We start from the raw sequence: 10,218 nt of genomic DNA on the forward strand, positions 1-10,218 counted from the left end.
GTCCCTCACCGAAGCTCCCCATGAAGATCCTCGTTCTCCACGGCCCCAACCTCAACCTGTTCGGTCGCCGCGAACCGCACATCTACGGCAAGACCACGCTCGCCGAAATCAACGCGCAGCTGCAGGCGCTCGCCGGCGAACTCGGCGTGACGCTGGACACCATCCAGTCGAACCACGAAGGCGACCTGATCGACTTCCTGCACACCCACATCGACGATGCGCAGGGCGCGCTGGTGAACCCCGCCGGCCTCACGCAGCACGGCGTGCCGCTGCACGACGCGATCAAGGCCATGCCGTTCCCGACCATCGAGGTCCACATGTCCAACATCGCCGCGCGCGAGGCATGGCGTGCGCATTCGATCATTTCGCCGGCGGTGAAGGGCACGGTCCAGGGCCTGGGCCCGCTGTCGTACCTGGCTGCGCTGCGCGCGCTGGTCGACATGCAGCGCCAGGCGCAGGCTCAAGTGCAGGCGCAGGCCGCCGCATGAACCGCTGGCTCGACCGGTGCTGCACCGGCATCGAGGCGCTGATCGCGGCCGCGCTCGCGGTCATGGTCGTGCTCGTGTTCGGCAACGTGGTGCTGCGCTACGGCTTCAACTCGGGCATCACGGTGTCCGAGGAAATCTCGCGCTGGCTCTTCATCTGGATGACCTTCCTGGGCGCCGTGGTGGCACTGAAAGAGCACGGCCACCTGGGTGTCGACATGGTGGTGCAGAAGCTGCCCCCCATCGGCAAGAAGATCTGCCTGGCCGTCGGCCATGCAGTCATGCTCTACATCGTCTGGCTGCTGCTGCAAGGCAGCATCGCGCAGGCGCGCATCAACTGGGACGTGACGGCGCCCGTCACCGGCGCGTCGATGGCCATCGTCTACGCGGCGGGCATCGTGTTCTCGGTGCTGGCCGGGCTCATCCTCGCGCTCGACCTGCTGCGTCTGCTCACGGGGCGCATCGCCGACCACGAGCTGGTGATGGTGCAGGAGTCGGAAGAAGCGGTGCAGCTGCAGCAGATCCTGGGTTCGCAAGACGCCAAGGAACCGGGGGCACGGCCATGACCATCGCTGTTTTCGTCGGCTCGCTGTTGCTCGCCATGGCGATGGGCATTCCCATCGCCTTCTCGCTGCTGGCCAGCGGCGTGGCGCTGATGTGGCACCTCGACCTGTTCGACGCGCAGATCCTCACGCAGAACGTGATCGGCGGCGCCGACAGCTTTCCGCTGCTGGCCGTGCCCTTCTTCATGCTCGCGGGCGAGATCATGAACGTGGGCGGGCTGTCCAAGCGCATCGTCGACTTCGCACTCGCGCTCGTGGGCCACGTGAAGGGCGGCCTGGGCTACGTGACCATCATGGCCGGCTGCCTGCTGTCGGCGCTCTCGGGCTCGGCCGTGGCCGACGCCGCCGCGCTCACCGCGCTGCTGCTGCCGATGATGGTGCGCGCGGGCCACGACAAGCCGCGCGCGGCTGGTCTCATTGCGGCCACCGGCGTGATCGGCCCCGTGATCCCGCCGAGCATCGGCCTGGTGATCTTCGGCGTGGCGGCGAACGTGTCGATCTCCAAGCTGTTTCTCGCGGCCATCGTGCCCGGGCTGCTGATCGGCGGCGCGCTGTGGATCACCTGGGCCTGGCTGGTGCGGCGCGAAAAGATCGTGCCGCCGCCGCGCAAGTCGTCGACCGAGATTGCCGCTGCCTTCCGCAACGCGCTGTGGGCGCTGATGCTGCCGGTGATCATCCTCGTGGGCCTGCGCATGGGCGTGTTCACGCCCACCGAGGCCGCGGTGGTGGCCGCCGTGTATGCGCTCTTCGTGTCGACGGTGGTGTACCGCGAGATCACCTGGAAGGACCTGTACGCCATCTTCGTGAGCGCAGCCAAGACCAGCGCCATCGTGATGTTCCTGATCGCCGCGGCGATGGTGAGCGCCTGGCTCATCACCGTGGCCGACCTGCCCTCCAAGATCGTGGGCATGCTGCAGCCGTTCATGGGCAACCAGATGCTGCTCATGATCGCGATCATGGTGCTCGTGATGGTGGTGGGCACGGCGATGGACATGACGCCCACCATCCTCATCCTCACGCCGGTACTCATGCCCGTGGTGAAGGCGGCCGGCATCGATCCCGTGTACTTCGGCGTGCTGTTCATCATCAACAACTCGATCGGGCTCGTCACGCCGCCGGTGGGCACGGTGCTCAACGTGGTGGCCGGCGTCGGCAAGATCTCGATGGACGACGTCACGCGCGGCGTGGTGCCGTTCATGCTGGCCGAGTTCGCGATCCTGTTCGTGATGGTGGCGTTTCCGCAGCTGGTGATCGTGCCGGCGCGGTGGTTCGGGGGCTGAGCCGATGCGCGCCGTTTTCCTCACCGCGCTCGCCCTGCTCACCGCCCTGCCCGCCGCTGCACAAGACCCCGAGCGCGAGGTATTGCCCGAGCAGCGCCAGCGGCTGGCCTTCATCGCGCCCTCCGGCCTCGCGCCGCTGGGCAGCGGCAAGATGGTGTTCAGCGCCTTCCACGTCGCGACCGGCCAGGAGCTGTGGGTCACCGACGGCAGCAATGCCGGCACCTCCTTGCTGAAGGACATCCGGCCGGGCTTCCGGGGCTCATTCCCCGCCGGGCAGGTCGCATTCAAGGGCCACGTCTACACCACGGCCACCGACGGCGCGAGCGGGCTCGAGCTCTGGCGCACCGACGGCACCGCCGCCGGCACGACGCAGGTGATCGACCTGCGCCCGGGCGAGGAAGGCGCGATGCCCAACGAGCTGACCGTGTTCCGCGACGCGCTCTACTTCGTGGCCGACGACGGCCAGACCGGCTTCCAGGTGTGGAAGACCACGGGCGACGCGAAGAGCACCACGCGCGTGTCCGCCATCGATGCCGGGCCGCGCGCCCTCACCCGCCAGCTCACCGTGGCCGGTCCGCGCCTGTTCTTCACCGCGACCACGCGCACGCACGGCCACGAGCTCTGGGTGACCGACGGCACGCCCGAGCACACGCGCCTCGTGAAGGACATCCGCCCGGGCCTCGAGGACGCGGGCATTCAGAACCTCACGGCCGTGGGCAACGACATTTACTTCACCGCGCACGACGGCGAACACGGCACCGAACTGTGGAAGAGCGACGGCACCGCACACGGCACGCAGCTGGTGAAGGACCTGCGCCCGGGCGCCGCACCCTCGCGGCCGACGCACCTGGCGGTGCTGGGCCGCACGCTGTACTTCTCGGCCGACGACGGCGTGCACGGCATCGAGCTGTGGAAGACCGACGGCACCGCGAAGGGCACGGTGCTGGTGAAGGACATTCGGCCGGGCCCGAGCGGCTCCGTGTCGAGCGCGATCGCCGTGATGGGCGGCAAGCTCTACTTCGCCGCGACCGATGGCGTGTCGGGCGCGGAGCTGTGGCGCAGCGACGGCACGGCGGCGGGCACGGTGCGCGTGAAGGACATCGCACCGGGCGCGGAGAACGGCTCACCCGCGCGCTTCGCCGTCATCGGGGCGCGCCTGTGGTTCGCGGCGAACGGCGGCGGTGGCCGGGGCGTCGAGCCGTGGATCAGCGACGGCACGCCGGCCGGCACGCGCGCCGTGGCCGACCTTGCCGCGGGCGAACGCCACGCGATGCCGCTGGGCTTTCGCGCGCTGGGCAACGCGGTGCTCTTCGTGGCCGACGACGGCCATGGCAACGACCGGCTGTGGTCGCACCGCAAGGACGGCAAGGTGACATTGATCGGCGATCCGCTCAAGGAGCGGCTGCGCTGACACCGAAGGCCTGCGTGGCCGCGTAGTCGCGCAAGGCCTGCTGCATGGCCGCGGCGATGGCCGGATGCGTCGGGTCGTGGCCCGCGCCTTGCGCCCACTGCAGCGGGGCGCCCAGCACCTGCGTCAATGCCTGCGCGCCCTCGGGCGGACACAGCGCGTCCTGCGTGCCATGCACGATCAGTGTGGGAACAGCAGGCAATGCGACGCAGCGCTGCAACAACGAGGGCGCATCGAGCCAGCAGCCGTGCCGCAGATAGTGGCTCTGCACGCGGTAGCGCGCCACGAGCCGCGGCAGCATCGCTTCGTCGATCGGCGGCGCGGCGCCACCCGTGGCGAGGCGCTGTTCCCAGTCGAACCAGTGGCGCGTCAGCTCGCACTGCCGCTCCCAGGTGCCGTGCGCGAAGACCTCGGCGATCGGCACCGTCACCGGGCATTGCCTGCGGCTGGCCTCGTCCCACAGTGCGCGCCACGCGGGGCCGTCGTGCTGCAAGGCCCCGGCGAAGAGCGCGTGGATGTCGCCCGGGCGCGCGAGGAACACGTTGCGCAACAGCAGGCCCGCGACGGCCTCCGGTGCGTCGAGCGCATGCATCAGCGCCAGCGTGGCACCCCACGAACCGCCCACCACCAGCCATCGATCGATGCGCAGGTGCGCGCGCAGCAGACGCAGGTCGGCCAGCAGATCGGCGAGCGTGTTGTGCGTGATCGATCCGGTGGGCGTGCTCAGGCCCGAACCGCGCTGGTCGGGGCAGACGATGCGGTACCGCGCCGGGTCGAGATGCCGGCGCAGCAGCGGCGAACTGCCCGAGCCCGGCCCGCCGTGCAACACCACCACCGGCAGGCCCGCCGGGTTGCCATGCTCCTCGACGTGCATCACATGCCCGCCATCCAGCGGCAGGCGATGGGTGATCGTCATCGGCGCGTGTTCTCAGCTCAGCGCGTTCGCGTCGGTGCGAAAGACGAGTTCGCCCGCACGCCGCGCGCCCGGAACGAAACGGATCGGCGTGCCGACATCGCGCGGATCACCCGCCGCCTTGACCATCGCCTCCACCTCCTCATGCCGCGGGCTCTTCGGGCACACCGGATCCGTGGCCGCCGCGTCGCCCGTCAGCAGGAAGGCCTGGCAGCGACAGCCCCCATGGTCCTTCTCCTTCTCGCCGCAGCTCTGGCAGGTGCTGCTCATCCAGCCCGTGCCACGGTAGGCGCCGAAGGCCGGGCTCTCCTGCCAGATGCTGCGGATGCTGTGCTCGCGCACATTGGGAAAGTCGAGCCCGGGCAGCATGCGCGCGCTGTGGCACGGCAGCGCCACGCCGTCGGGCGCCACCACGAGGAACACGCTGCCCCACCCCGCCATGCAGGGCTTGGGCTTGCCCTCCGCGTAGTCGGGCACCACCCAGAGGATCTTCATGCGACCGTCCAGGCGCGGGCGATGGGTTTCCACCACCGCCTCGGCCGTGGCCAGCATCTCGCGCGAGGGCATCAGCATCTCGCGGTTGCGCCAGGCCCAGCCGTAGTACTGCACGTTCGCGAGTTCGAGAAAGTCGGCTTCCATCGCCTCGGCCATCTCGATGATCCGGCCCACGTGCGGCAGGTTGTAGCGGTGCATCACGCAGTTCAGCACCATCGGGTAGCCGAGGTCCTTGATGGTGCGGGCCACGCGCTGCTTGAGGTCGAAGGTCTTCGTGGAGCTGAGGAAGTCGTTGAGCTCGCGGCTCGAATCCTGGAACGACAGCTGGATGTGGTCCAGCCCTGCCCGCTTCAACGTCTCGGCGCGCTGCGGCGTGAGGCCCACGCCCGAGGTGATCAGGTTGGTATAGAAGCCGAGCTCGTGCGCCGCCGCGACCAGCTCCGGCAGGTCGTCGCGCAGCAGCGGCTCGCCGCCCGAGAAGCCCAGCTGCACCGCGCCCATCGCACGTGCCTCGCGGAACACGCGAATCCATTCGGCCGTGTCCAGCTCCTCGCGGTAGCGCGTGTAGTCGACCGGGTTGGAGCAGAAGGCGCAGTGCAGTGGACAGCGGTAGGTCAGCTCGGCCAGCAGCCACAGGGGCGGCTTGGCCACGGCGCGGGGTTGCACCTCAGCGGATCCAGTGGCGTCCACGGGCCTGCTCCAGAAATTCGAGCACGTCGGCATGCAGATCGCTCTCGCCGAAGGTGCGCTCCAGGTCCGCCACGAGTGCGGCCACCGAGGTCTTGCCGTCGCAGCGCTGGAGGATCTCGGCCGCCGGCCCGTTCAGCTTGATCATGCCCTCGGGGAACAGCAGCACGTGGCACTGCTGTGCCTCTTCCCACTGCATGCGGTAGATCGAGGTGAGCGCCGGCTGGGCATCGTCGGTCCATGCGGTCATGGCTGCTGGTCTTTCGGAAGGTCGTCGGGATAAGCCTTCTCGATCGCGTCGAGCATGGCCCAGAGGATGTCGAGCTTGAAGCCCAGGATGTGCAGCGCGCGCTGCTGCCGCTCGCGCGTGGTGCACCACTGCATCGCCACCTCGAGGCCGTGCTCGACGTCGCGGTCGGCCAACGGAATACGGCTGCGAAAGTAGTCCAGGCCCGAGGTGTCGATCCACGGGTAGTGCGTGGGCCAGCCCGCGAGCCGGTCCTTGTGGATGCGCGGCGCGAACATCTCGGTGAGCGACGAAATCACCGCCTCCTGCCACGGCGCCGTGCGCGCGAAGTTGACGTAGGCATCGACCGCGAAGCGCACGCCGGGCACGACGAGGGCGTGCGACTCGAGCACCTCGCGCGCCAGGCCGGTGGCGATGCCCAGGCGGGTCCAGATCTCGATGCCGCCCGCGTTGGCGCCTTCATGGTCGCCGTGCCCGTCGTGGTCGAGCATGCGCACCACCCAGCGCCGGCGCGTGGCGCGGTCGTCGCAGTTGGACAGAACGGCGGCGTCCTTCACCGGGATGCGGCACTGGTAGTAGAAGCGGTTCGCCACCCAGCCGCGCACCTGGAAGGGCTGCAGCTCGCCCGCGTTGAGCCGGCGATTGAACGGGTGGTGGCTGTGGTAGCGCGACTCCATGGCGCGCAACCTCGCTTCGAACGCCTGCGGGGACCATGCGCCTTGTGTCTCTTGTGTCACGTGTTCAGATCTCCAGGGCCATGCCGTCGAACGCGACCTCGATACCGCGGCGCACGAGCTGCGCGCGCTGTGGCCCGTCTTCGTCCAGGATGGGGTTGCTGTTGTTGATGTGGATGAGCACCTTGCGTTTTGCAGCGCAGGCGTCGAGTGTTTTCAGCATGCCGGGGCCGTGCGGCCCGTCGCACTGCGGCAGGTGGCCCATGTCGGCCGCGTGCTTCTTGCCGAGCCCGGCCGCGACCATTTCGCCCTCGGTCCAGAAGGTGCCGTCGACGAGCACGCAATCGCAGGCGTCGAGGCTGCGGCGCTCGGCCTCGCCGACCTGCGCCAGGCCCGGCGCGTAGAGCACGCGCTTGCCGGTGGTGGGGTCTTCGATGAGCACCGCGGCGTTCTCGCTGCGCGCCTCGGTCTGGCGGCGCGGTGAATACGGCGGCGCCTTGCCGGGCACCGGCACGGCCTGAAGCCGCAGGCCGGCGATGTCGTGCCAGGCGCCGCCGCCGGGCTCGAGCGACAACGGGTGCCAGGTCACGCCGCAGTAGCTGTCGAGGGTGCGCAGCAGCGGCAGGCTGCCGGTGAGGTCGTCATGGGCCTCGGGCGTGCAGTACAGCTGCAGCCGCTGCCCTTCGCGCAGGCTCAGCAGGCCTGCGACGTGGTCGATCTGAGAGTCCATCAGCACCACCGCCTCGATCGGCGAATGGCGCAGTCCGTGGCGCGGCCACAGGGCCGGCGAGGCGCGCAGTTGCGCGCCGAGGTCGGGGGAGGCATTCAGCAGAATCCAGCGTTCGCCATCGGCCGACACGGCGATCGAACTCTGCGTGCGGGGCGTGGCCCGCACCTGCCCGCTTCGCTGGCCGGCGCACAGGCGGCAATTGCAATTCCATTGAGGGAAGCCACCGCCCGCTCCCGAACCCAGCACCAGAATCTTCATGGGGGCCCAACAAAAAAACACGGCACCGGCGCAAGGCCGGTGCCGTGGGTCTGCGCGCTCAGCGAGCGGAGATGTACATCGTGATTTCGAAACCGAAACGCATTTCTTCAAACTCAGGCTTGCACCATTTCATCGCATTGCTCCTTCAGGGTTGGGGTTGAGGGACATTTCAATAAACGACGATCTTTCCCGTCGGGCGCGGGCTATGGCAGTCGTTGTAAAAGTATTCGCCCGGCGTGTCAAAGGTGTGGGTCTGCGACTGGCCCGGGGTCAGCCTGAAATTGAACCGCCCTTCGAAGAACTGCGTGGCGCAGTGGGTGTTGGCGTTGGCTGCGGGGTTGGTGAAGGTCACGGCGGTGTTGACGGGCACGCGCATGAAGGTCGGCGTCATGGCGTTGACGGCCGTCGATTCGGTCGCGCCCGGCTCGTTCGCCGCCGTCTGCACGCGCGCCAGGAACACGGTGTTCGGGGTCGGCAGTGCCGCGCCCTCCACCGCCGCGCCCGACACGGGCCGACGTACCACGGGCGGTGTCGGCGTGGCGGCCGCGGTCACCGCGCCGCCGACCTTGAAGGCCCACAGCCGGTCGCCGCGCGGGGCCGAGTCGCCGTACGGAATGCTGGTCCCGCCCGAGAACACCGCGATGTACTGCTCGCCGTCGATCTCGTAGGAGACCGGGCTCGCGCTGATCGCCGCGCCGGTCTGAAAGCGCCACAGCTCGGTGCCGTCCTGCGCGTCGAGCGCCAGCAGGTTGCCGTCGGGCTGCCCGATGAACAGCAGGTCGGAGGCCGTGCTCAGGATGCCGTTGCCGTGCGCCACCGAGTACGGCAGCGGCTTCTTCCACTTGACGAGGTTGGTGCTCGGGTCCACCGCCACGACCGCGCCGGTCATGTAGGTGCCTGGCGGGCGCAGGCCGTTGCTCGACTCGCTGAGCGAGTGTGCTGCCGACACGTAGCCCATGCCCGTGTAGACCAGGCCCGTGCGCTGGCTGAAGGACTGGTGGTTCCAGTTGGCGCCGCCGCCATGACCCGGGATGGAAAGAATCGGCACGTCCCAGTGCGCGTCGTACAGGCAGCCCTTCGTGTAGTTGGGCACCGCGCGGTTCGGGTCGCCCGGAATGGCCGTGCCCAGCGGCTGGTCGACGATGCAGGTCTCGGTCCAGGCGCCCTGGCGCGGCAGGGGCTGCGTGGGCCAGCTGGCCTGGCGGGCGTCCTGCTTCACGGGCACTTCGTCGATGCCCAGCGGCGCGCTGCCGTCCTTGCGATCGAGGATGTAGTACATGCCCGTCTTGCTGCCGTAGATGACGACCTTGCGGTCCTTGCCGTCGATCTTCACATCGGCGAGCACGGGCGACATCACGTTGTCCATGTCCCAGATGTCGTGGTGCACCGACTGGAAGTGCCACTTGTATTCGCCGCTCTTCAGGTCGAGCGCGACGATGGAGTTGGCGAACAGGTTCTGGCCCGGGCGCGAGGAGCCGTCCTGCGACGAGCCGCCGCGCACGTTGCCGAAGGTCCAGTACACCAGGCCCAGCTCGGGATCGACCGCGGGATGGATCCACGGCGTGGCGCCGGTGCGTGCCGTGTCGGGCGCGCCGCCCCAGGTGTCGTAGCCGAGTTCGCCCGCGCGGGGCACACCCCAGAAGGTGGTCAGCACCTTGCCGGTGAGTGCGTCGGCCGAGAATGCGGCGCCGCGGTTGCCATCGTTGGTGCCCAGGTACAGGCGCTTGTCGTGGTAGACCAGCGCGACCTTCTGCAGCGCGCCCTTGTAGTCGGGATCGGTGCTGCTGGTCGGGTACTGCTTGATCCACTCGACGGCGCCGGTGTCGGTTCGCAGCGCCACGAGGCGGTTGCCGGTGGCCACGGTGAACACCAGGCCCAGGTCCTTGGCGACGGCCACGCCGCGGCGGGTGATGCTGCCGTAGGGCGTGGTCCACTTCCACTTCGTCACGCCGGTCTTGCCGTCCACCGCGACCACGTTGCCCAGTGCGGACTCGATGTAGAGCACGCCGTCGACGACGACGGTGGTGCTCTGGTTGTTGCCGGTGGTCATGCCGCCTTCGATCTGGTTGACCCAGGCGCCGCCCAGTTGCGTGACCAGGCCCTTGTTGATCTTGCGCAGGCTCGAATAGTTCTGGTTGCCCAGGTTGCCGCCGACCTTCGGAAAGTCCTTGTCGCCGGCGGTGCAGCAGTCCGACAGGTCGGCCGCGGGTGCGGCGGCGGCCGGTGGCGATGCGGGCGGCGGTGTGCCGGCAGACGGCGACGGCGCAGGGGCCGGCACGACGGGCAGCACGGGCGTGCCGCCACCGCCGCTGGAGCCGCCGCAGGCGGTGATCAGCAACGGCGATGCAAGCACGCCGCACGAGATCAGCAGCGTGACCAATGATTTTTTCTTCATGGATGTCTCTACTCGGTGAACGTTGGAACAGGGATGTTCGAAACGACCGGTGGCGCGCACACGGCGCCGCACCGGCCCCGGGA

At 69.0% G+C, this 10,218-nt stretch carries 11 protein-coding genes; 4 read left to right on the forward strand and 7 right to left on the reverse strand.

The features are described from left to right. Window positions 1-20 precede the first annotated feature (20 nt). Genes VHAB30_RS16040 through VHAB30_RS16055 form a run of 4 tightly spaced genes read left to right on the forward strand, consistent with a single transcriptional unit; the run spans window position 21 to window position 3,739 of the window. Window positions 21-488 (forward strand): type II 3-dehydroquinate dehydratase, encoded by a 468-nt coding sequence (locus VHAB30_RS16040; RefSeq protein WP_159277658.1) that lies wholly within the window; start codon window positions 21-23, stop codon window positions 486-488. Continuing rightward, a complete protein-coding gene (locus VHAB30_RS16045; RefSeq protein WP_159277659.1) occupies window positions 485-1,051 on the forward strand; it encodes a TRAP transporter small permease in 567 nt (188 codons plus the stop codon). The genes VHAB30_RS16040 and VHAB30_RS16045 overlap by 4 nt, the downstream gene beginning before the upstream one ends. Further along, window positions 1,048-2,328 carry a TRAP transporter large permease gene (locus VHAB30_RS16050; protein ID WP_159277660.1) on the forward strand — a complete coding sequence of 427 codons (1,281 nt, stop codon included), beginning with the start codon at window positions 1,048-1,050 and terminating at the stop codon, window positions 2,326-2,328. Before VHAB30_RS16045 ends, VHAB30_RS16050 begins: the two co-directional genes overlap by 4 nt. 4 nt (window positions 2,329-2,332) lie before the next feature. Further along, window positions 2,333-3,739, forward strand: a complete 1,407-nt coding sequence (locus tag VHAB30_RS16055; protein WP_159277661.1) for an ELWxxDGT repeat protein — start codon at window positions 2,333-2,335, stop codon at window positions 3,737-3,739. Here VHAB30_RS16055 and VHAB30_RS16060 read toward each other — a convergent pair. The 7 genes from VHAB30_RS16060 to VHAB30_RS16090 are packed head-to-tail and all read right to left on the reverse strand — an operon-like array spanning window position 3,720 to window position 10,135. Then, a complete protein-coding gene (locus VHAB30_RS16060; RefSeq protein ID WP_159277662.1) occupies window positions 3,720-4,652 on the reverse strand; it encodes an alpha/beta fold hydrolase in 933 nt (310 codons plus the stop codon). The two genes, VHAB30_RS16055 and VHAB30_RS16060, sit on opposite strands and share 20 nt — an antisense overlap. 12 nt (window positions 4,653-4,664) lie before the next feature. After that, window positions 4,665-5,834 (reverse strand): pyrroloquinoline quinone biosynthesis protein PqqE, encoded by a 1,170-nt coding sequence (gene pqqE / locus VHAB30_RS16065; RefSeq protein WP_159277663.1) that lies wholly within the window; start codon window positions 5,832-5,834, stop codon window positions 4,665-4,667. Continuing rightward, complete coding sequence (pqqD, locus tag VHAB30_RS16070; protein WP_062481654.1) at window positions 5,812-6,081, reverse strand: pyrroloquinoline quinone biosynthesis peptide chaperone PqqD; 270 nt, start codon at window positions 6,079-6,081, stop codon at window positions 5,812-5,814. Before pqqD ends, pqqE begins: the two co-directional genes overlap by 23 nt. Continuing rightward, entirely contained in the window at window positions 6,078-6,815 is a 738-nt protein-coding gene (gene pqqC, locus VHAB30_RS16075) for a pyrroloquinoline-quinone synthase PqqC (RefSeq protein WP_159277664.1), read from the reverse strand. The genes pqqD and pqqC overlap by 4 nt, the downstream gene beginning before the upstream one ends. Before the next feature lie 4 nt (window positions 6,816-6,819). Continuing rightward, the gene (pqqB, locus tag VHAB30_RS16080) at window positions 6,820-7,740 is read right to left on the reverse strand and encodes a pyrroloquinoline quinone biosynthesis protein PqqB (protein ID WP_159277665.1); all 921 of its coding nucleotides are present in this window, start codon (window positions 7,738-7,740) and stop codon (window positions 6,820-6,822) included. Window positions 7,741-7,798: 58 nt separating this feature from the next. Beyond that, a complete protein-coding gene (gene pqqA / locus VHAB30_RS31385; protein ID WP_013539171.1) occupies window positions 7,799-7,873 on the reverse strand; it encodes a pyrroloquinoline quinone precursor peptide PqqA in 75 nt (24 codons plus the stop codon). A 36-nt stretch (window positions 7,874-7,909) separates the two neighbouring features. Further along, window positions 7,910-10,135 (reverse strand): outer membrane protein assembly factor BamB family protein, encoded by a 2,226-nt coding sequence (locus VHAB30_RS16090; RefSeq protein ID WP_159277666.1) that lies wholly within the window; start codon window positions 10,133-10,135, stop codon window positions 7,910-7,912. Between the last annotated feature and the right edge of the window lie 83 nt (window positions 10,136-10,218).

This window comes from Variovorax boronicumulans, assembly GCF_009811375.1.
Classification (GTDB): Bacteria; Pseudomonadota; Gammaproteobacteria; order Burkholderiales; family Burkholderiaceae_C; genus Variovorax; species Variovorax boronicumulans.